Below are 21,510 nucleotides of genomic sequence, written 5' to 3' on the forward strand. Positions count from 1 at the left end.
GACCTCGATGCTCGACCCGTATTTCTCTTTCGCCTTGATGCTCATCCTGTGCAGCGCCGCCATCGTGCTCGTCGCGACCATGTCGCAGCGCGAGCGCCGGCGCCGTGCGGTCGAGCGGCTACATGGTCGCTTGCGCAGCTAGGCGCGGCCGCGTGCGATCCGTATCCGCCCGATAAACCGATTGAGCGCCGGGGCCGCATCGCCCATCCAGACATCGCCGCGCGTGTTGAAATATGCCGCGCCTGACCAGTTCATGCCGAGATAGCGCGACGTCCGCGCAAACGGCTCGGCGAACCCCGGCGGCAGCGCCGGATCAGTACCTACCGCGAGCAGCCAGGTCCGCCGCCCGGCGAACGCCCGCGCGCGGGGCTTGAGGCGGTCGTCGTGCAGCAGGTCGGTCAGCCGATCGAACACCGTCTTCATTCGCCCGCTCATCGCGTACCAATAGACCGGTGTGGCAAAGACGATATCGTCGCTCGCCAGCATCGCATCGATCACCGCCGCAAAATCGTCCGGCTGCCGTGTGGCGCCATAGGCAAACGGGGCGATGTCGATTTGCGACAGCGACACGACGACACTCGCGTCGAGCCGGTCGCGAACGCCGCGCACCAGTTGCGCGGTATCGCCGTCCTGCCGCGCCGATCCCTCGATCACCAGCGGTGGGTTCAATCGCGCAGCAGTTCGTTGATGCTGGTCTTGCTGCGGGTGCGTTCGTCGACCTGCTTGATGATGACCGCGCAGTAGAGCGCCGGTTTGCCGTCTCCCCCTCCGAGCGATCCGGGAACGACGACGGCATAGGGAGGCACTTCGCCCATATGGACTTCGCCGGTCGCGCGGTCGACGATCTTCGTCGATGCGCCCAGATACACGCCCATCGACAGCACCGCGCCTTCGCCGACGCGCACGCCCTCGGCGACCTCGGCGCGCGCGCCGATAAAGGCGCCATCGCCGATGATGACCGGATCGGCCTGAAGCGGTTCGAGCACGCCGCCGATCCCGGCGCCGCCCGACAGATGCACGCCCCGCCCGATCTGCGCGCAACTGCCCACGGTAGCCCAGGTATCGACCATCGTGCCCTCGCCGACATAGGCGCCGATATTGACGAAGCTGGGCATCAGCACCGCGCTCTTGCCGACGAACGCGCCCTGCCGAACGATCGCGCCGGGCACCGCGCGAAATCCGGCATCGCGGAACCGGTTCTCGCCCCAGCCCGCGAATTTCGACGGCACCTTGTCGAACCACGCGCTGTCGCCCGGACCGGGCATGACCTGATTGTCGTTGAGCCGGAACGACAGCAGTACCGCCTTTTTCAGCCATTGATTGACGCGCCATCCGTCGCCGTTCGGTTCCGCGACCCGCGCCGCACCGCTGTCGAGCAGGGCGAGCGCCTCGACCACGGCCTCACGCACTTCGCCGGTGGTAGCGATGGTCAGGCTGGCGCGATCCTCCCATGCGGCGTCGATCACCGGGATCAGTTGGTCGTGCATGCCGCGTCCTCCAATATGCCGGCCAGCCAATGGCCGATGTCGTGCGTGGTGAAGTCGATGACGTCGCGGTCGACCGCGCCCTGTTCCGAACCGTTATCGACCCAAACCGTCGTCATCCCGATCGCCTTGGCCGGCGGCAGGTTGCGCGCCATGTCCTCGGCGAACAGCGCGCGCGCGGGATCGATGTCCCAGGCATCGCACAGCCCGCGATAGGCTTCGGGCCAGGGCTTGGGGCGGTATGCGGTGGCATGGATGTCGTGGATGCCCTCGAACGTCTCGTCCAGCCCCAGCCGGTCCAGCACCCGCCGCGCATAGGGCGCGTCGCCATTGGTGAAGACCAGCTTGCGCCCCGGCAGGCGTGCGATTGCCCCGGCAAGGTCGGCGTTGGCTTCGATCGCGCCCATGTCGACGTCGTGGACGAATGCCAGGAACTCGTGCGGGTCGATGTCACGCTCCGCCATCAGCCCCGACAGCGTGGTGCCGTGGTCGAGGAACCAGGCCTTCTGCGCGGCATAGCCCGTCGTCCGGTCGCAGCCGAGCAAGGCGCAGACATAGTCGGTCATCCGCGTCTCGATCTGGGGAAACAGTCCCGAACCCGCCGGATACAGCGTGTTGTCGAGATCGAAGATCCAGGTATCGATATGGGCGAGTTGGGGCAGCATGCGGCTGGGGGCTTATGCGGCGAAACCCGCTGCGGCAAGATGGCTATGCCGCCGCAAGGCCCGAACGACGGGGGGTCCGCCGCTTTCTGCTTCTGGACGGCAAAGATTATGATTGGTGGCGAATGCGGTCGCTCGCTCCCATCTCCTATCCATGACCGGATACTCGCTGCTCGACCTCGTCCCCATCGTCCAGGATGGCACGGCCGCCTCGGCGCTTGCCAACGCCGCCGATCTGGCGCGTCACGCCGAGGGGCTGGGCTTCAATCGATACTGGGTCGCCGAGCATCATGGCATGCCGGGCATCGCCAGCGCCGCGACCGCGGTGGTGATCGGCCATCTCGCCGCCGCGACCAGCACGATCAAGGTCGGCGCGGGCGGCATCATGCTGCCCAACCATGCCCCGTTGGTGATCGCCGAGCAGTTCGGCACGCTCGACGCACTGTTTCCCGGCCGCATCGAATTGGGGCTGGGCCGCGCACCGGGATCGGATCACAAAGTAGCCCGCGCACTGCGCCGAACGCTGGAGAGCGATCCAAACGCATTTCCGCAGGATGTGCTCGAACTGCAAAGCTATTTCGCCGATGACGGCCAGACCGGCATCCGCGCGGTGCCGGGGGCAGGGGCTAAGGTGCCGCTGTGGATTCTGGGATCGAGCACGTTCGGCGCGCAGCTCGCCGCCGCGCTCGGGCTGCCCTACGCGTTCGCGTCGCACTTCGCGCCAGCCGCGATGATGGACGCGATCGCGATCTATCGCGCCGGCTTTCGTCCATCGGCGCAGCTCGACCGTCCGCACGTAATGCTGGGTTTCAACGTGTTCGCTGCCGACAGCGACAACGAGGCGCAGTACCTTGCGAGTTCGGCGCATCAGGCGTTCGTCGCGATCCGCACCGGCCAGGCGATCCAACTGCCGCCCCCGGTGCGCGATTTCCGCGCGGGCCTCGGCGCGCAGGGCAACGCGATCCTCAATCAGGTGCTCGAATGCTCGGCGACCGGCAGCCCCGCGACGGTCGCGCACCAGATCGCCGCGTTCGTCGAGCGGACGGGAGCCGACGAGCTGATGCTGACCGGCATGATCTACGATCCCGAGGCGAGAAAGAAGAGCTTCGGGATTGCCGCGCAGGCGATGCGCGAGTTGCAGCTGGCGGCTTAGTGTTTGGTCTGGCCGCAGGCAACATACAGCTGTGCTCCGGCGAAGGCCGGAGCCGTGGCGGTCCGAAGGCTTTGATTGCCACGGCTCCGGCCTTCGCCGGAGCACGGGGCCTGCAGATGGGCTGGATCGTATTCACCCCGCCGCAGGCAGCCGCAATCGCACCAGCAATCCGCCAAGATCCTCGCTCTCCTCCAGACTCACCGTCCCGTCGTATAGTTCCGCAACATCGCGAACGATCGCCAGACCCAGCCCGGTCCCCGGTTTGCCGCTGTCGAGCCGCACGCCGCGATCGAAGATGCGGATGCGGTCGGCCTCGGGGATGCCCGCGCCGTCGTCCTCGACCAGTATCTCTACGAACCCGGCATCCGCCTGCGCGGTGATGAACACGCTTCCGCCGCCATATTTTGCAGCATTCTCGACGAGATTGCCGAGCATTTCGTCGAGGTCCTGACGTTCGATATGGGCGACCAGATCCTTCTGACCATCAGTATCGATGCGGACATGCTGGTACAGTCGATCGACCGCGCGCTCGACCGCCTCGATGCTCGGCCAGATCGCGGCGCGGCTGTGCGCGCTGCCGCGGCGTCCGACGGCGCGGGCGCGCGCGAGGTGGTGATCGACCTGGCGCCGCATCGTCCGCGCCTCGCGCACGACCGTGGTCGACAGGTCGTCGGCATCGGCGGTCGCGGCATTCATGATGACGGTGAGCGGCGTCTTGAGCGCGTGCGCGAGATTGCCGGCGTGCCGCCGCGCCTCCTCTGCCTGGCGATCGTTATGCGACACCAGCGCGTTCAGCTCTTCGACCATCGGCGCCAGCTCGGCGGGCATGCCGCCTTCGATCCGGGTCGATTTGCCGGCGCGCAGCCGCGCGATCTCGATCCGCAACTTGCGCACCGGCAGCAGGCCGTACCAGGTCTGCAGCGCCGCCATCACGATCAGGCCGAGCCCGAGCAGGACGAAGCTGTAGGTCAGCGTCCGCCGCAGCGCGGCAATCTGGGCATCTAGAATATTGCGGTTTTGCGCCACCTGAAACCGCCACTGCACGGGTGATCCCGGCAGGCGTACGTCGCGTTCGGCAACGCGCAGGTTTTCCTTGGGGAACTGGTCCGAATCATAAAAATGCACCTCCATGTCGCCATGGTCGGCGTCGGCGCGCAATACTCGATCCCACAGCGACCGGGACGGAGCGGCATTGTATCCCTTGCCGCTGACCTGCCAGTACAATCCGGAATATGGTTCGAGAAATCGTTGGTCGGATAACTCGCGGCTGAACATCACTTCGCCGACCGGATCGATCTCGGCCGACAGGATCATCGAATCCAGGATATAGTCCAGCTGATCGTCGAAACTGGTTTGCAGCGCTGACGTCAGCACACGATCGAGCCCGAAAGCGCCCCCTGCCAGCAGCACGAAAATCCACGCGCTGGCGATCAGGATCATGCGCCGGCTGAGCGATCCGGTCGCCCGCACATAGGGCCGCGGCGGCGGAGCCCCCACCTCGATCGCCGCGTCGCTCATGTCAGGATTCGGCGGCGACCGGCGTGCCGTCGGGATCCTCGAGGCTGTAGCCCAGGCCGCGGATCGTCGTGATCGTATCCGCGCCCAGCTTCTTGCGGATGCGCGTCACGAAAACTTCGATCGTGTTCGAATCGCGATCGAAATCCTGGTCGTAAATATGCTCGATCAGCTCGGTGCGGCTGACGACCTTGCCTTTGTGATGGAGCAGGTACGACAGCAGCTTGTATTCCTGCGCGGTCAGCTTGATCGGCTCGCCGGCGCGGGTCACCTTGCCGCTGCGCGTGTCGAGACGGATGTCGCCCGCGGTCAGCTCGGCCGAGGCATTGCCCGACGCGCGCCGGATCAGCGCGCGCAGCCGTGCGATCAGCTCCTCGGTCTGGAACGGCTTGGCGACATAATCGTCGGCGCCGGCGTCAAGTCCGGCAACCTTGTCCGACCAGCTGTCGCGCGCAGTCAGGACCAACACCGGCGTCGCCTTGCCTTCCTTGCGCCAGCGGTCGAGCACGGTCAGTCCATCGACCTCCGGCAGACCGAGATCGAGGATGATCGCGTCGTAATTCTCGGTAGAGCCGAGGAAGTGGCCTTCCTCGCCGTCCGACGCGCTGTCGACGGCATATCCCGCTCCCTCGAGCGTGGACATCAATTGCTGGCGCAGATTGGGCTCATCCTCGACGATCAGAACGCGCATGAGTTTTCCCTTTATTGTCCTTGCAAGCGGTGCGTCAGCGCCCCGACCGACCCAGGATCGCCCCCGACCGCCCGTCGACATCCACCCAGATGACCTGTCCATTGCGCAGGAACTTGAGCGTGTAAATGGCAGGGCCCGAATCGAAGTCGAAGCCGAGATAGTCGGCCCCCTTCATCCGCGGCAACACCCGCCGCTCTATCTCGCGCAGCGGCAGCAGTCGGCCCTGGAGCCGCGCTTCGCGGGCCTGTTCGTGATCGCGCTTGAGCTTTTGCAGCGGATCCGCCGATGCCGCGCATGGCGCCGCCATCAGCACCGCCAGCATCGCCAAACAGGAGCGTCCCACCATCTTCATCGTGTTGGCATAGGGTCGCGGCGTTGAACAGCCTGTGAATATGGCTGAAAGCGGGCGGCAACTTCCGCTGTGGCTTCCGGGCAACAAGGCGCGCCGATCACGGACCATTGCCAGCACCCGGCCCAGATCGTAACGCGCCGACGCTATGGCTGCTCCCATCCTCGCCTTTGAAGGGCTCGGGCTCGTGCAGGGTTCGGGCTGGCTGTTCCGCAATCTCGACATCCACATCGGCGCACGCGACCGGCTGGCGCTGATCGGGCGCAACGGCGCGGGCAAGACGACGTTGCTCAAGCTGCTCGGCGGACAGGTCGATGCCGACGAGGGTCGCCGCGTGATCGTGCCGGGCACCAATGTGGTGATGCTCGAACAGGAACCGCGCATGACCGGGTGCGCGACGCTGATGGACTTCGTCCTGTCCGGCGAAGACGCGCCCGCGCGGCATGAGGCCGAAGCCATCGCCGACCAGCTCGGCATCGACCTGACCCGCGATGCCGCGACCGCCAGCGGGGGCGAGCGCCGCCGCGCCGGCATCGCCCGGGCGCTGGCGCAGGACCCCGATGTGCTGCTGCTCGACGAGCCGACCAACCATCTCGACATCCACGCCATCGAATGGCTCGAGGAATGGCTGCAGCGGTATCGCGGCGCGTTCGTCGTCATCAGCCATGATCGCACCTTCCTGACGCGGCTGACCAGGCAGACGCTGTGGCTCGACCGCGGGTCGATGCGCCGCGCCGAGATCGGCTTCGGCGGGTTCGATGCATGGACCGAGCAGGTCTATGCCGAGGAACAGCGCGCCGCGGAAAAGCTCGACGCGCGGCTGAAGCTCGAGGAGCACTGGCTCCAGCGCGGCGTCACCGGGAGGCGCAAGCGCAACCAGGGACGGCTGTCGAAGCTGTACGAAATGCGTGCCGAACGCGCGGCGATGACGGGGCCGTCGGGTGCCGCCAACCTCACCACCGCCGCCGACGATTCCAAGACTAAGGTGGTGATCGATGCAAAGGCGGTCACCAAGACCTATGGCGATCGTCCGATCATCAAGGACCTGACGCTGCGCATCACCCGCGGCGACCGGATCGGCATCGTCGGACGCAACGGCGCCGGCAAATCGACCTTGCTCAAGCTCCTGACCGGCGAGATCAGTCCCGACAGCGGCCATATCCGGCTGGCCAAGACGCTCGACGCGATCATCATCGACCAGCAGCGCAGCCGGATGCAGCCCGAAATGACGGTGCGCGAGGCGGTCGCCGACGGCGGGGAATGGATCGACGTGCTGGGGGTGCGCAAGCACATCCACGGCTATCTCAAGGAGTTTCTCTTCGAGCCGACCATGGTCGAGGCAAAGGTCGGGACGCTGTCGGGCGGCGAGCGTTCGCGGCTGCTGCTCGCACGCGAATTTGCGCGGCCGTCGAACCTGATGGTGCTCGACGAACCGACCAACGATCTGGACCTCGAAACGCTCGACCTGCTGCAGGAAGTGATCGCCGACTATGACGGCACCGTGCTGATCGTAAGCCACGACCGCGACTTTCTCGATCGCACCGTGACGATGACCATCGGCCTCGACGGATCGGGCTTCGTCGACGCGGTGGTCGGCGGCTATGCCGACTGGGAAGCCAAGCGCAAGCAGCGCACGACCACCAGGAAAAAGGAAGCCACGAAGCCCATCGCCGAAGCACCGCGCCCCAGGGCGGCGAAGCTGACCTACAAGGACCAGCGCGACTATGACCTGCTGCCCAAACGGATCGAGGAGATCGAGGCCGCGATCGCGCGCGACGAGGAAAAGCTCGCCGATCCCGACCTGTATGTGCGCGATCCGGACGCGTTCGACCGGTTGATGGCGGCGATCGCCAAGGCGCGCGAGGAAAAGGACGCGGCGGAAATGCGCTGGCTGGAACTGGCGGAACGTGCGGAAGCGCTGGGCTGATCAGCCCGGCACCACCACCTCGATCGCCCGCTGCGCCACCCGCACCGTCACCGGCGTGCGCGCCAATACCTCGCCGTCGATCGAGATGCGGTGGTGCGGGCGGGTGTCGAGGCGCAGTTCACGCCCCCGGAATTCCCGGATGCCGGCGTCCCGCGACCGCAGACGGAAGAACTTGCCGTACCAATCGACCACCAGCTTCCACAATTTGCGCCCCGCGACCACCTGGATCACCATGTCGCCGCTATCGACGTCAGTGGTCTCGGTCATCTCGACGCCGCCGTGGAAACGACCGTTGAGCATGCGCACTTCGGTGGCCCACATGCGATGCTCGCGCGTCCCATCGTCGATCATCAGCCGGAACGGGCGAAAGCGGAAGAAGCACCACACCGCCCAGCCGAGATAGCCGATCCGCCCGAGATATTTCTTGAGGTTGTGCGGCACCGTGTCGCCGATCATGGGCGACAGGCCCATCGCCGCGCAATTGGCGAAATAGTCGTCGTCGATCATGCCAAGGTCGATCCGCCGCCGCCGCCCGCTGGCGATCGCGTCGATCGCGCCGTCGAGGTCGAGCGGCAGCCCCAGCGTCCGCGCAAAGCTATTCGCGGTGCCGAGCGGAAGGACCGCGAACACGCAATCCTTGCCGACGACGTCGTCGACCACGCATGACAGCGATCCGTCGCCCCCGCCGACGATCACCATCGGTGCCCCCGATCGCACCGCACCGCGCACGGTGTCGTTGAGCTTTGCGGGATCGCGCACCGCATGGCAGTCGATCAGTTCGATACCGGCCGCGGCGATCTTTGTGCGAGCCTCGTCGAACATCGCTTGTCCGCGCCGCGACTTGGCATTGACGATGAGGACAGCCTGGCGGGGGACGGGACTCGTTAACATGGCGCAACAACTCCCGACCGGGGCGGGGTATCCGCGGCGTTCAGAGCGATTTGCCCGCGCGCCCGGCCAGTTCGGTGACATAGTGCCACGCCACCCGTCCCGAGCGGCTGCCCCGCCGCGTCGCCCATTGGACCGCTTCGGCGGGATCGAACGACAGGCCATAGGCCTGCGCATAGCCGCGCACGATCGCCAGAAACCCGTCCTGATCGATGGCGTGAAAACCCAGGCTCAACCCGAACCGGTCGGCAAGTGCGAGCTGATCGTCGATCGCGTCGCGCGCGTTGATCGCGCTTTCCTGTTCGGCGATGTCGCGGGGGATCAGGTGGCGGCGGTTCGACGTGACGATCAGTCGCGCGTTGGAAGGCCGTGCCTCGGCCCCGCCTTCGAGCAGCGAGCGCAGCGCCCGTGCGTCGGCGGCCGTGTCGAAGCCGAGATCGTCGATGAAGACGGCGAAGGCCCGGTCGATCGGTGCGATCGTGGCGAACAGAGCGGGCAGGGTCGCGAGCGTTCCCGACGTCGCCTCGACCAGCGCGAGATCGCCGCCACCGCTCTGGACGGCGCCGACCGCCGCCTTGACCAGCGCCGACTTGCCGGTCCCGCGCGCGCCCCATAGCAGGGCGTCCTGCGCCGCCGCGCCATTCGCGAAGCGCCGGAGATTCTCCAGCAGCACCGCTTTTTGAGCATCGATCCCCACCAGCCGGTCGATCGGCAAGGGATCGAACGCGCGCGCAGCCGTCAGCGCGGTTCCGCGCCAGACATACGCCCGATGCGCCAGCGGGTCCGCCGTGGCGGGGGCGGGGGGCGCAAGCCGGTCGAGCGCGTCGGCGATGCGGGAAAGCGGGTCGGTCACCCGGCCCCGGCTAGCACCGAAGCGGATCGCAGCTCAAGCGAGAGCGGCGAGCAGCGCTTCGGCGGCGGCACGCTCGCCGAACCCGGGATCGGCCAGCGCGGCTTGAGCCTGCGCGCGCGCGCGAGGATTCTGGCCGAGATCGGCATAGGCCTGCGCCAGATGCCAGCGCAGCATCGGGTGCCGCGGCGCGAGCGCCACGGCCTTCAACAGCAATTGAACCGCGCCTGCGGCATCGCCCCCTTCGCGCAGCGCCCAGCCATAGCAGTCGGCGACGGCCGGGTTGGCGGGGGCAATGGCATGCGCCGCCTGTGCGTAGATCAGGCCGCGCTCGGCGTCGCCCGCGCCGGTATACGCCGCGGCAAGTTCGGCGAGGACCACCGCATCGCGATCCCCGATGCGCAGACGCAGCGCCTCGAGCGTGTCGATCGCCGCCGCATATTGTGCGGCAGCCAGCTGCCAATGCGCGGACAGCCGCAGCGCCGCGATGTTCCACGGGTTTTGCGTCAGGAACAGCGCCAGCGTGCGGGCCGCAGCCGGACGGTTCCCGGCCAGGTCCAATGCCTCGGCCAACCGCAGCATTGTCGCTTCGTCGAGCCGGAGATTTCCGGCGCGGGCATAGGCTTGCGCGGCAGGGCGCGGCTGGCCATCGAGCATCAGCGCATCGCCAACCAGAAGATGCGCGGCAGGGGTGCCGGGATTGCTCGCGGCGAGCGCCTGCGCGCGTGCGAACGCCGCCGCCGGATCGCCGCTCGATTGCAGGCCGCGGATCAATGCGATGGCCGCGTCGGGATTGTCCGGCTGTTGCTGAACGGCGGCACTCAGCATCGGCAATGGCGACGTATCGCCGAACGGGCCGGCATTGCCGCGCACCGCACTTGCGGCGCGGTCAAGCAACGATGCCGCAGCGCCGCGATCGCCGATCCGCTCGAACGCGCGCGCCGCCAGCGTCAGCACGTAGCTGTCCGCGTCGCTGCGCGCGATCACCGGGCGCAGCACTGCAATCGCGTCACGCGATGCGTTGGCGCGGGCATAGGCCGTCGCGAGCAGGCTGCGCGCGGCGATGTTCATCGGCTGGCGATCGACCAGTGCGCGCAGCTGCTCGATCGCCTGTTGATAGCCGCCTGCCTGCAGGTCGAGCCCGCCGCTCAGCAGCAGCATCGCCGGCAGCCCGTCGAGCCGCGATCCGATCCGCTGCAGGATCGCGCGGGCGGTCTCGAACGCTCCGGCGCGGGCGGCGAGGACGGCCTGCAGGTAATAGGCCTGCGCGCTGCCCGGCCGGGCCGCTGCGGCGCGGCGCACGGCTGCCAGCATCGCCTGGGTCTGCCCGGTTTCGCCAAGCGTCGCGGCGTATTCGATGAGCATGTCGTGATTGTTCGGATCGCGTCGCAGCGCATCGGCGAACCACGGCAGCGCCGCGGTCAGGCCGTATTGCGCGCGCACCATTTCACCGCGCAGTGCGAGTGCATCGGCGGATTTTGGCGCAAGCGTGGCGGCGCGGGCCGATGCGGCGATCGCCCCGGAGATGTCGCCACCGCCGCGCAGGTAGCGGGCATAGGCGATCCAGGTCGCCGCATCGCGCGGATAGCGGCGCAGCGCGCTCTCGAACGCGTACCCTGCGCCGCCATAGTCGCCGCGCGCCATAAGCGCCTGCGCCCGCACCCGATCGCTGTAGCTGGCGTAGCGCGGATCGGCAGTTTCGAGCGTCTCGAGCGCGCGGTCGGGCTGTCCCTGGATGCGATAGGCATCGGCATAGAGGTGGCGTAGCCGCCCCGGATCGAACCCCGCCTTGACCGAGCGATCGAGCGCGGCTTCGGCGGCGATGCCGTCGCCCAGCCCCAGCTCACTTCGCGCAAGCACGGCGAGCGCCATCCCCCAGTCGCGGTCCAGGGCCACCGCACGAGCCGCTGCATCACGCGCCGCGGTCGGGCTGCCGCTCGCCAGCAGTCCCAGCGCGCGGGCGAGCTGCGATCGCGCTTCCGACACTTCGGTTCTGGCGTGTGGGACGATCGGCCACGCCGCGAGGATGCGCGCGCTCGCCGCGATCACCAGGATCGCGAAGGTGACAGCCTTCAATCGCCGCGGGCGGGGCGGCGCTTCAGGGCTGGAGGTCATAGCTCTTCATCAGGTCGTAGAGGGTCGGACGGCTGATACCGAGCAGCCTGGCGCTGCTCGAGATATTGCCATCGGTGCGCGCCAGCGCCTGGCGGATCACCTTGCGGTCGGCGGCTTCGCGCACGGCGCGCAGGTTGATGGGAAGTGCATCGGTAGCAGCGTCCAGATCGAGATCGGCGGCGGTGATCGCCTTGCCATCGGCCATGATGATCGCGCGCTTCATGCGATTTTCGAGCTCGCGGACATTGCCGGGCCAGCGCCACGCCTCGATCGCCGCCACGGCATCGGGCGCCAGCGACACGACGGCCGGATTCAGCGCGGCGAAGCGGTGCAGGAAATGGCGCGCGAGCAGGCCCGGGTCACCAGGCCGCTCGGCAAGCGAAGGAATGCGCACGACGATCTCGGCAAGCCGGTAGTAGAGATCGTCGCGGAACCGGCCGTCGCCGATCATCGCGTCGATATCCTGATGCGTCGCGGTGACGATGCGCGTGTCGACCGCGATTTGCTGGCGTCCCCCAATGCGCTCGATCACGCGTTCCTGGAGGAAGCGCAGCAGCTTGACCTGCAACGCCAGCGGCACGTCGCCGATCTCGTCGAGGAACAGGGTACCGCCTGCGGCCTGTTCGATCTTGCCTAGCGTCGTCCGGATCGCACCGGTGAACGCGCCTTTCTCGTGCCCGAACAACTCGCTTTCCAGCAGCGTTTCGGGGATCGCGGCACAATTGATCGCGACGAATGCCCGGTTCGCGCGCGGCGAGGCGTCGTGCAAGGCGCGCGCCAGCAACTCCTTGCCGGTACCGCTGGCGCCGAGCAGCATCACCGAGACGTCGGCAGCGGCGACGCGCTCGATCGTGCGCATCACCTTGAGCATCTCGGGCGATGCGGTGATCAACCCGCCAAGCTGTGACTGGCTGTGCGTCTGCGCCTGCTCGGCAAGGCGGCGATTCTCGGCTTCGAGCGCATGAACATGGAATGCTCGCGCGACGATCAGGCCGAGCTCGTCGATGTCGATCGGCTTCTGGTAGAAGTCCCAGGCGCCCGCGGCGATGGCACTGCGCGGACTTTCCAGCGCGGCATGTCCCGATGCGACGACAACCTTGGTATGCGGCTTGAGCGCGAGGATGGCCTCCAGCGCGGCAAATCCCTCGCTGGTGCCGTCCGGGTCGGGCGGCAGCCCCAGGTCGAGCGTGACGACATCGGGCTCCTCGGCGCGCAGCACCGCGATCGCCTGTTCGCGATCGGACGCGACGTGGATGTCATAGCCGTCATAGGCCCAGCGCAATTGTCGCTGAAGTCCGGGATCGTCCTCGACGATCAGCAACTTGCGCAAGGGCGCGGTCATGCCGCGCGGTCCATGCCGACGCGACCGGCAAGTGCAGCGGGTAGGGTGATGCGGAAGCGGCTGCCCTCACCCTCGCGGCTGGTGACGTCGATCCGGCCGCCCATTGCGAGGACCAGGTCTCGCGCTTCGTACGCGCCAATCCCGAAACCGCCCGGCTTGGACGAAGCAAATGGCCGGAACAGCTGGTCGCGGATGAACGCGGCGCTCATCCCGCATCCTTGATCAATGACATCGATCACGACGACGTCGGCGCGCGCGACGATCGCCACCGTTACCGGCTCGGATGGGTCGCTGGCATCGACGGCATTGCCGACAAGGTGCGACAGGATCTGCTCGAGCCCTGCCGGATCGGCGGCGGCGATGGCGACGCCGTCGGATACGACCGCGACCGGATGTCGCTGATGACAGGCACGGGCGACGCGCTCGGCGATCGGTGCGACTTCGGTCGGCCGAGCGGCATCACTTCGTGTCGCGCGGTGACGTTGCGACAGGCGTGCCAGCAGCTCGTTCATGCGCGCCGCGGATTCGGTCAGCGTGGCGACCATGTCGGCCCGAAATGCGGGATTGTCGGCGTAGCGCTCGGCATTGCGCGCAGTCAGGGTCAACTGGCTGACGAGGTTCTTGATGTCGTGCAGAATGAAGGCGAAGCGGCGATTGAATTCATCGAAACGCTGCGCTTCCATCAGCCGGGCATGCGCCCGCGCTTCGGCGAGATAGCTCGCGACTTGCCGCCCTGCGACCTTGAGCAGATCGAAATCCTCCCAGTCGAGCGCCCGGTCGAGCGCCGGTCGGCGCAGCACGATCGCACCGGCCAGGTGGTCGATATGCGGGAGCGGTACGACGACCCAGGCGTGGCTGTCGTCGATCATCCATTGCGGTACTGCCAAAAGGTCTTCAGCGGGCGCGGCCTCGGCCCGAACTGCATCGAGCTCGATGATCCGGTTGCTGCGTTGAAGATGATCGGCAAGACCGTCGTCGCCCGAACCGGTGCTTGGCGGATCGTCGTGCCAGTGCCAACTTGCGCCATGATCGAGGCGCGGGCCGTCGGCCACCAGCAATAGCCCGCCAGGCGAGTCGGTCAGGTCGGCGATCGCCTTGATGACCCGGGTCTCGAGCGCCGCGCCGTCCCCCGGATTGCCCAGTGTCGCGGTGAAGCGCGACCATTCTGCCCGATAATCGTAGCGATGGCGGAAGAAATGCTTGGCCAGCTTGACCTTGATCCAGCCGCGCAGCCACGGTGCCGACAGGCAGGCGAGCAGCGCCGCCGCCGATCCGAAGACGAATGCGGTCTGGAGCAACCGGGCGTGGCTGCCGCCGATTGCCGCAAGCGCGCCGGTGCCCAGCGCCAGCACCGTGCAATAGGCACCGATCGCGGCGATTGTCAGCGATTGCATCGCAACCGTTCGGGAAACCTGCAGCGGACGCTCCTCACGCAATGCGCCGACGCCGATCACGATCGCGATCACCGCGACGATGATGCCGCGTACTGCGGCAAGCTCGCTCGACCAGCGTTCCGCCAGATAGGCAAAGGTGACGAGGTTGAGGTCGATCAGCCACATCGCCCCCAGTGCAACTGCCAGTACGCGCAAGTTGCTGCTGGTCGCGCCGGCATAGAGGCTTTGGACGAGCACCAGGCAAGCCGTCGCGACAATCATCCTGAGCACCAGCGCCGATCCGATCACGAACGGATCGAATGCGGCCCCCGTTTCTGCGGCCAGCGTCAACAGCAACGCTGCGATGCTGACTATCGCCACGACGCCGTAGACTACCGCGATCGCCGCGCGCTCATGCGCCGAATGCGAGCGTCGGTGGAGCGTGCTCATCACGCCAAGCCACGCCAGATTGCGCAGCGTCTCGAATAGCGGCGTGACCGGATCGCCGAGCCCGATGCCGGCGATTGCCAACGCCCAGCACGCGGTCGTCGCGAGCGCGAGCAGCAGCGGCCAGCGTGGCAGCGCAGTGGGCGGTCGGCGCCAGCTCCACAATGTCAGCGCCGCGAAACCGAATGCGGCCAGCGCGTGCCCCCACAGGGTCAGAGCGGAAAGCCAAGCCATCGCCTTACCGAGCCCCTTCCGGCCACAGCACGACGCGCAGCGTCTGGAGCAGGATCAGCAGGTCGAGGAACGGCGAATAATTCTTGGCGTAATAGAGATCATATTCGAGCTTTTGCCGCGCATCCTCGATCGACGCGCCGTATGGATAGTTGATCTGTGCCCAGCCGGTGATCCCCGGCTTCACCATGTGCCGTTCGGCATAATAAGGCAGCTTGGCCTCGAGGTCCTCGACGAACTGCGGACGTTCGGGGCGCGGTCCGACGAAGCTCATCTCGCCCTTGAGCACGCTCCAGCACTGCGGCAATTCGTCGATCCGGGTTTTGCGGATCAGGCGGCCGATCCGGGTGATCCGCGGATCGTCCTTTTCCGCCCAGACCGCCTTGCCCGCGATCTCGGCATCGGTGCGCATCGAGCGCAGCTTCACAATATCGAAACCGACATTGTAGAGCCCGACGCGGCGCTGCCGGTAAAAGGCCGGTCCCTTGCTATCGAGCTTGATCGCTATCGCCATGATCGCGATTACCGGCAGCGCCAGGGTCAGCAACAACAGGCTGGCGGCGATATCGAACAGGCGCTTGAACGCGCTCGAGATCATCCGGCCCGACGAGAAGCCATCGGAGAAGATCAGCCAGCTGGGATTGACGCTGTCGAGGTCGACGCGCCCCGTCTCGCGCTCGAGAAAAGTCGAGATCTCGTTGACATGGACCCCGGTGGTCTTGATCCGCAGCAAATCCTTGAGCGGCAGCGCATTGCGGCGTTCTTCCAGCGCCAGCACGACTTCCGACGCGTTGAGCAGGACAACATGGTCGGCCAAATTGTAGATGGCGTCGCGGGCGATCGCTTCGGGGATGACGCGATTGGCTTCGTTCATCGCCACATAGCCGACGACGACGAACCCTGACCCGGGCACCTTGGAAAGCGCCTTGAGCCGCGCGGCGCGGGGCCCCGCGCCGAGCACGACGACGCGCCGTTTGAAAGCCTGGCTGCCCAGTGCCTTACCCAGCAGGATGCGCATCAGGATCTGCAAAACGGCCGCAGCGACCATCGCGTAGAGCAGGTTGGAGCGCCAGAAGCTAAGCGCAGGGACGAAGAAATAGAGAACGCTCAGGAAGATCGTGCCGAGCGATACCGCGACGATCAGCCGGGCGGCGGCGAAGCGCAGCGATTGCAATGCGTCGGTACCGTAGACGCCGACCGCGACCATGGCCGTCTGGAGCGATACGGCGAAGCTGAGGATTTCGGGGATGCGCGTGGCGATGCCATCGACATCCATGCCGATCTGATGCGCGCGAAACTGCCACCCGAATTCCGCCGCCGCGATCAGCAGTAGAAAGTCGAACAGACCGAGCAGCAGCACCGCATTGGGGACATAATGTTTGAACAGGCGAATCATCGCGCTGGCCTCGCAGGCGCCGGCATCATCCGAAGCGGTGTAAGTTCTGCCGACACCTCATGGCCTGTCGCAAAAATTGACGAAGAAATCCTGAATCAGGACGGGAAAGCTATGCGCTGCCGGGCGTTTGCCGCGGATACGCGATCCGCGTAGGGATCGCCATCCGGGAGTATCCATCGCATGTCCGCAGCCGATCCCATCGTTCCTGTCATCCTGTCCGGCGGATCGGGGACGCGGCTGTGGCCCATGTCCCGTCCCGAGCTGCCGAAGCAGCTTCTGGCGCTGACCGCTGCCGAGACGATGCTTCAGCTCACCGCGCAACGCACCGTTGCCGGCGAGCAGTTCGCGGCGCCGATCGTCGTCGCCAATGCGCGCCACGCCGATGTCGTCGAAACCCAGCTGGCCGAAGTCGGTGCGAGCGCGCAGGCGCTGATCCTCGAACCGGCCGGGCGCAACACCGCACCGGCAATCGCGCTGGCGGCGATCGCGGCGGGTGCGGGTGCGGCGCCGCTGCTGGTGATGCCGTCTGACCACGTCATCCTCGACGTCGCGGCCTTCCATGCTGCGATCGCCAGGGCGCTGCCGCTGGTGCGCGATGGCTGGCTGGTGACCTTCGGCATTGCGCCCGATGCGCCGGAAACTGGCTATGGCTATATCAAGGTCGGCGCGGAGCTGGCCGAGGGCGTTCACCGCGTCGATCGCTTCGTCGAAAAGCCGCCGCGCGAAGCTGCCGAGGCGATGCTGGCATCGGGAGATCATGCCTGGAATGGCGGGATATTCCTGTTCCGGGCGGATAAATATCTCGCGGCGCTCCAAAGCTTCGCGCCGACGATGCTGGCCGCGGTCGAGGCGGCGATGACGCGCGCAGTCCGCGACGCCGCGCGCATCTGGCCCGATGCCGAGGCGTTCGCCGCATCGCCCGCAGACTCGATCGACTATGCCGTCATGGAAAAGGCCGAGCGCGTCGCGGTGGTGCCGGTGAGCATGGGGTGGAGCGATCTGGGGTCGTGGGACGCGCTGCACGCGATCAGCGATTGCGACGCCGCCGGCAACGCCTGCCGCGGCGACGTGGTGGCGATCGAGACCACCAACTGCATGGTCCGCGCCGACACCGGCAAACGCATTGCGCTGGTCGGGGTCGAGGACCTGATCGTCGTGGCGAGCGGCGACGACATCCTGATCCTCCCCCGCGGGCGCAGTCAGGACGTCAAGAAAATCATCGAGGCGATGAAGGGGTAGCGCTCAGACTGCAGATGGCACCCGGTCGACGCCAGGTCTTTCGAAGGCGCAGCGGCGGATCATTCGCACGAGGCCGGCTTGGCGCGTGCACTGGGGGGAATGACGGCGACGCCGTCGATCACCTTGATGCGGTCGGCCAGCGCGGGTGGCACGCTGTCGCGCAACAACACGTATAGCCGCGTCGGATCGATCATCCCCTTGCGATATCCTGCGCGCTCGGATGTCAGGCGCGCCACTGCCGCGGGGGTCTGGCGTGCGGTGTAGGTGAAATTAACGGGTCGGCATGCGAGGATCGCGCGCAGGGTCACTTCATGCATCACCGGCAAATCGGCCCTGACTCGCGGGGGCTGGAAATCGATCCGCGCGGCGCTTGCCACCAACGCCTCCCAGCGCGGATCGGGAGTGCGTGGGTAATGCGCCGGCTGATCGGCCTCGGCGCTGCGGTGACGGATCGCGCCTATCATCGGGGCAAGGTCGATGAGTTGAATCGCGAGCGCGGCAGCAAGGATCAACGAGCCATGCCGCCATCGGACGACGATCAGGATGGCACTGAGCGCCAGCGCATAGGTAACGGGCCATGCGAGCCGACCCGCTGCGCGGACGGGATCCAGTGTATCGATCACGACTGTGGGGACGGGCAGCGTGAACAGCGGCACTCCGCGCCACAATCCTTGTGGCCCGATCGCGAGGAGGATCAGGACCAGGAACGCCGGGAGCAGCCAGCGCAGCCGGATCACCGCGTCGGGGATCGCCGTCCGGTCGCGGCGGATCGCCAGCAGCGCCGCCGCGGCGAGCACCAGCGTAAGCAGGCCCGCACCGAGATACTGTAGTCCTTCGAAGCCCCGCCCGTCATTTTCGGAACTTGCGGGGATAAGCGCGCTGTAGGTCGGGTGCGCCGGGTTCCACCAGGCGTCGAGCGCCATCGGAAACGCGCCGTAGTCACCGGTCGAAGCATAATGATTGCCGAATACCCCGTGCGTCGCTGCAGCGGCGAGGACGATCGCGCCAGTTGCCAGCGCAATCATCAACGTCTGCGCGCGACCGGGACCGCGAATGATATCGCGCAGCACCGCGCTGGCCCAGATCGCGCCGATCATCAGCAGCAGATAGTTGTGGATCAGCGCGGTCAGCACGAGCAGCGCCGCCCAAGCCAGCGGTCGCCGTTCGCGATCGCTTTCGATGAACAGCCACAGGCCCCACAGGATCAGCCACTGCGATGCGAGACTGGCATGGACCCAGCGATTGAGCAGCGGCGGGAACAATGTCAGCAATGCCGTGCCGAGCCATGCACCCAGCGCATCGGGCGCGTGAGGGCGGATCAGTTTCCAAGCGAAGAAGACATGGAGCAGCAGGCAAGCGAGATACCACAGCCCGACATATTGCCATCCGTCGGGCAGGATCGCGGCAAATGGTTTGAGGAGGATGCCGAGCAGCGGGATGCTGTCGGTCAGCAGCAGTGCGGTACCGTCCGGTGCACCGAGCAAGGGCGTGAGCGTGACCGGCCAGGCGCCACTGCCTTCGCGCAGATAGGCCGCGAGCCCGATCATTGCCTGGCCGCGATCGCTGCCGACCATCAGCCAACCGACATTGGACGGGTCGAGTACCGCAGGATGCATCCACAATGCGAATATGCCGACAGCCAGTGCCGTCAGCGCGATCGCGGGCAGGAACGTTGCGGGTGACACGCGCGGCATGGTCGTGGCTGATGCCACGTGATCACTCAGATGTGGTTAACGGACCGGCAAACGCCCTGCGCGAAAAAGGGCCGGGGATCGCGCCCCGGCCCTTCGCTCGACTGCTAGACGGATAGAGCGGGACTTAGAAGTCCATGCCGCCCATGCCGCCCATTCCGCCGCCGCCGCCCATCGGCATTGCGGGCTTGTCTTCCGGCAGCTCGCTCACCGCCGCTTCGGTGGTGATGAGCAGGCCGGCGACCGAGGCCGCATCCTGGAGCGCGGTGCGAACGACCTTGGTCGGGTCGATCACGCCGGCGGTGACGAGGTTCTCGTACACGTCGGTCTGTGCGTTGAAGCCCATCGACGGATCGTTGCCCTCGAGCAGCTTGCCCGAGATCACGGCGCCGTCGTGACCGGCATTCTGCGCGATCTGGCGAACCGGAGCGTAGAGCGCCTTGCGGACGATATCGATGCCGCGGGTCTGGTCGTCGTTCTGACCCTTCATGCCCTCGAGCGCCTTGGTGGCGTAGAGGAGTGCGGTGCCGCCGCCGGGGACAATGCCTTCCTCGACAGCCGCGCGGGTCGCGTGGAGTGCGTCATCGACGCGATCCTTGCGCTCCTTGACCTCGACTTCGGTCGATCCGCCGACCTTGATGACGGCAACGCCGCCGGCCAGCTTGGCAAGACGCTCCTGCAGCTTCTCGCGGTCATAGTCCGAAGACGTGACCTCGATCTGCTGGCGGATCGCGTCGGTACGGCCCTTGATCGCCTCGGCGTCACCAGCACCGTCGACGATGATGGTGTTGTCCTTGTCGATCGACACGCGCTTGGCGGTGCCGAGCATGCCTAGCGTCACCGATTCGAGCTTGATGCCCAGGTCTTCCGAGACGACTTCGCCCTTGGTCAGGACCGCGATGTCCTCGAGCATCGCCTTGCGGCGGTCGCCGAAGCCCGGTGCCTTGACCGCTGCGACCTTGAGGCCACCGCGCAGCTTGTTGACCACCAGCGTCGCCAGTGCCTCGCCTTCGATGTCCTCGGCGATGATCAGCAGCGGACGGCCCGACTGCACGACCGCTTCGAGGATCGGCAGCATCGCCTGAAGGTTGCTGAGCTTCTTCTCGTGGATCAGGATGTACGGATCGGCGAGCTCGACATTCATCTTTTCCGGATTGGTGATGAAATACGGGCTGAGATAGCCGCGGTCGAACTGCATGCCCTCGACGACGTCGAGCTCGAACTCGAGGCCCTTGGCTTCCTCGACGGTGATCACGCCTTCCTTGCCGACCTTTTCCATCGCTTCGGCGATCTTCTCGCCGACGACGGTGTCGCCATTGGCCGAAATGATGCCGACCTGGGCGATCTCGTTCGAACCGGAGACAGGCTTGGAGCGGCCCTTGAGATCCTCGACGACCTTGGTGACGGCAAGATCGATGCCGCGCTTCAGGTCCATCGGGTTCATGCCGGCCGCGACCGACTTCATGCCCTCGCGAACGATCGACTGGGCGAGCACGGTCGCGGTCGTCGTGCCGTCACCGGCGGCGTCGTTGGTCTTGCTGGCGACTTCGCGCAGCATCTGCGCGCCCATATTCTCGAACTTGTCCTTGAGTTCGATTTCCTTGGCGACGGTGACGCCGTCCTTGGTGATGCGGGGCGCGCCGAAGCTCTTGTCGATGACGACGTTGCGGCCCTTCGGCCCCAGCGTCACCTTGACCGCATCGGCGAGGATATCGACGCCGCGCAGGATGCGCTCGCGCGCGTCGCGGCTGAATTTCACGTCCTTGGCTGCCATGTGGCTACCCTTTCAAATGTGAAGTGGAGAAAGTGGAGAGTGTTGCGCGGAAGCGATCAGCCCTCGACGATGCCGAGGATGTCGCTTTCCTTCATGATCAGCAGGTCTTCGCCGTTGACCTTGACCTCGGTACCCGACCATTTGCCGAACAGGATCTTGTCGCCGGCCTTCACCTCGAGCGGATGGATGTCACCCGCGTCGTTGCGTGCACCGGTGCCCGCGGCGACGACTTCGCCTTCCTGCGGCTTTTCCTTGGCGGTTTCGGGAATGATGATGCCGCCGGCCGTCTTTTCCTCGGCTTCGACGCGGCGAACGAGCACACGATCGTGCAGCGGACGAAAGTTCATGCGCGCTTTCCTTTTCTTTCAATGGATGTCGGTTGG

At 66.5% G+C, this 21,510-nt stretch carries 19 protein-coding genes; 4 read left to right on the forward strand and 15 right to left on the reverse strand.

Translation table 11 applies throughout. The features are described 5' to 3' along the window. Positions 1 to 7 precede the first annotated feature (7 nt). The gene (locus tag FHY50_RS14435) at positions 8 to 142 is read left to right on the forward strand and encodes a hypothetical protein (RefSeq protein ID WP_279588136.1); all 135 of its coding nucleotides are present in this window, start codon (positions 8 to 10) and stop codon (positions 140 to 142) included. On the opposite strand, the gene FHY50_RS00605 is transcribed toward FHY50_RS14435, so the two are convergent. The 3 genes from FHY50_RS00605 to FHY50_RS00615 are packed head-to-tail and all read right to left on the reverse strand — an operon-like array spanning position 139 to position 2,149. Next, positions 139 to 669 carry a flavodoxin family protein gene (locus tag FHY50_RS00605; protein WP_166745463.1) on the reverse strand — a complete coding sequence of 177 codons (531 nt, stop codon included), beginning with the start codon at positions 667 to 669 and terminating at the stop codon, positions 139 to 141. The genes FHY50_RS14435 and FHY50_RS00605 overlap by 4 nt on opposite strands. After that, entirely contained in the window at positions 666 to 1,487 is an 822-nt protein-coding gene (gene dapD / locus FHY50_RS00610; protein ID WP_140046448.1) for a 2,3,4,5-tetrahydropyridine-2,6-dicarboxylate N-succinyltransferase, read from the reverse strand. Before dapD ends, FHY50_RS00605 begins: the two co-directional genes overlap by 4 nt. Beyond that, a complete protein-coding gene (locus FHY50_RS00615; protein ID WP_140046449.1) occupies positions 1,472 to 2,149 on the reverse strand; it encodes a pyrimidine 5'-nucleotidase in 678 nt (225 codons plus the stop codon). Before FHY50_RS00615 ends, dapD begins: the two co-directional genes overlap by 16 nt. 151 nt (positions 2,150 to 2,300) lie before the next feature. Here FHY50_RS00615 and FHY50_RS00620 point away from each other — a divergent pair, with 151 nt between their 5' ends. Continuing rightward, the gene (locus FHY50_RS00620) at positions 2,301 to 3,299 is read left to right on the forward strand and encodes an LLM class flavin-dependent oxidoreductase (RefSeq protein ID WP_140046451.1); all 999 of its coding nucleotides are present in this window, start codon (positions 2,301 to 2,303) and stop codon (positions 3,297 to 3,299) included. A gap of 132 nt (positions 3,300 to 3,431) precedes the next feature. Here the strand turns inward: FHY50_RS00620 and FHY50_RS00625 are convergent, their stop codons facing one another. From FHY50_RS00625 to FHY50_RS00635, 3 genes are read right to left on the reverse strand one after another with little or no spacing between them, the layout of a single operon-like run. Next, positions 3,432 to 4,817, reverse strand: a complete 1,386-nt coding sequence (locus tag FHY50_RS00625) for a sensor histidine kinase (RefSeq protein WP_140046452.1) — start codon at positions 4,815 to 4,817, stop codon at positions 3,432 to 3,434. A gap of 1 nt (position 4,818) precedes the next feature. Then, complete coding sequence (locus tag FHY50_RS00630) at positions 4,819 to 5,505, reverse strand: response regulator transcription factor (protein ID WP_140046454.1); 687 nt, start codon at positions 5,503 to 5,505, stop codon at positions 4,819 to 4,821. A 34-nt stretch (positions 5,506 to 5,539) separates the two neighbouring features. Next, complete coding sequence (locus tag FHY50_RS00635) at positions 5,540 to 5,857, reverse strand: hypothetical protein (protein ID WP_140046456.1); 318 nt, start codon at positions 5,855 to 5,857, stop codon at positions 5,540 to 5,542. A 145-nt stretch (positions 5,858 to 6,002) separates the two neighbouring features. Here FHY50_RS00635 and FHY50_RS00640 point away from each other — a divergent pair, with 145 nt between their 5' ends. After that, complete coding sequence (locus tag FHY50_RS00640; protein WP_140046457.1) at positions 6,003 to 7,781, forward strand: ABC-F family ATP-binding cassette domain-containing protein; 1,779 nt, start codon at positions 6,003 to 6,005, stop codon at positions 7,779 to 7,781. Here the strand turns inward: FHY50_RS00640 and FHY50_RS00645 are convergent, their stop codons facing one another. The 6 genes from FHY50_RS00645 to FHY50_RS00670 are packed head-to-tail and all read right to left on the reverse strand — an operon-like array spanning position 7,782 to position 16,423. Next, positions 7,782 to 8,672, reverse strand: coding sequence for a diacylglycerol/lipid kinase family protein (locus FHY50_RS00645; protein ID WP_140046458.1), 891 nt, complete (start codon positions 8,670 to 8,672; stop codon positions 7,782 to 7,784). It abuts the gene before it with no gap. A 40-nt stretch (positions 8,673 to 8,712) separates the two neighbouring features. Then, positions 8,713 to 9,522, reverse strand: coding sequence for an ATP-binding protein (locus tag FHY50_RS00650; protein WP_140046460.1), 810 nt, complete (start codon positions 9,520 to 9,522; stop codon positions 8,713 to 8,715). Positions 9,523 to 9,555: 33 nt separating this feature from the next. Next, positions 9,556 to 11,634: a tetratricopeptide repeat protein gene (locus FHY50_RS00655; protein ID WP_140046462.1), complete on the reverse strand. Its 2,079-nt coding sequence runs from the start codon at positions 11,632 to 11,634 to the stop codon at positions 9,556 to 9,558. Further along, positions 11,618 to 12,976, reverse strand: coding sequence for a PEP-CTERM-box response regulator transcription factor (prsR, locus tag FHY50_RS00660; protein WP_140046463.1), 1,359 nt, complete (start codon positions 12,974 to 12,976; stop codon positions 11,618 to 11,620). The genes FHY50_RS00655 and prsR overlap by 17 nt, the downstream gene beginning before the upstream one ends. Next, positions 12,973 to 15,030, reverse strand: coding sequence for an XrtA/PEP-CTERM system histidine kinase PrsK (prsK, locus tag FHY50_RS00665; protein ID WP_140046464.1), 2,058 nt, complete (start codon positions 15,028 to 15,030; stop codon positions 12,973 to 12,975). Before prsK ends, prsR begins: the two co-directional genes overlap by 4 nt. A 4-nt stretch (positions 15,031 to 15,034) precedes the next feature. Next, the gene (locus tag FHY50_RS00670) at positions 15,035 to 16,423 is read right to left on the reverse strand and encodes a TIGR03013 family XrtA/PEP-CTERM system glycosyltransferase (RefSeq protein ID WP_140046466.1); all 1,389 of its coding nucleotides are present in this window, start codon (positions 16,421 to 16,423) and stop codon (positions 15,035 to 15,037) included. A gap of 180 nt (positions 16,424 to 16,603) precedes the next feature. Here FHY50_RS00670 and FHY50_RS00675 point away from each other — a divergent pair, with 180 nt between their 5' ends. Further along, the gene (locus tag FHY50_RS00675) at positions 16,604 to 17,662 is read left to right on the forward strand and encodes a mannose-1-phosphate guanylyltransferase/mannose-6-phosphate isomerase (RefSeq protein ID WP_140046467.1); all 1,059 of its coding nucleotides are present in this window, start codon (positions 16,604 to 16,606) and stop codon (positions 17,660 to 17,662) included. Positions 17,663 to 17,721: 59 nt separating this feature from the next. Here FHY50_RS00675 and FHY50_RS00680 read toward each other — a convergent pair whose 3' ends face one another. From FHY50_RS00680 to groES, 3 genes are all read right to left on the reverse strand, one after another. After that, complete coding sequence (locus tag FHY50_RS00680; RefSeq protein WP_140046469.1) at positions 17,722 to 19,374, reverse strand: DUF6311 domain-containing protein; 1,653 nt, start codon at positions 19,372 to 19,374, stop codon at positions 17,722 to 17,724. Between the two features lie 106 nt (positions 19,375 to 19,480). Continuing rightward, positions 19,481 to 21,127: a chaperonin GroEL gene (gene groL / locus FHY50_RS00685; protein WP_140046470.1), complete on the reverse strand. Its 1,647-nt coding sequence runs from the start codon at positions 21,125 to 21,127 to the stop codon at positions 19,481 to 19,483. Between the two features lie 56 nt (positions 21,128 to 21,183). Beyond that, a complete protein-coding gene (groES, locus tag FHY50_RS00690; protein ID WP_140046471.1) occupies positions 21,184 to 21,474 on the reverse strand; it encodes a co-chaperone GroES in 291 nt (96 codons plus the stop codon). Between the last annotated feature and the right edge of the window lie 36 nt (positions 21,475 to 21,510).

This window comes from Sphingomonas japonica, from assembly GCF_006346325.1.
Classification (GTDB): Bacteria; Pseudomonadota; Alphaproteobacteria; order Sphingomonadales; family Sphingomonadaceae; genus Sphingomonas; species Sphingomonas japonica.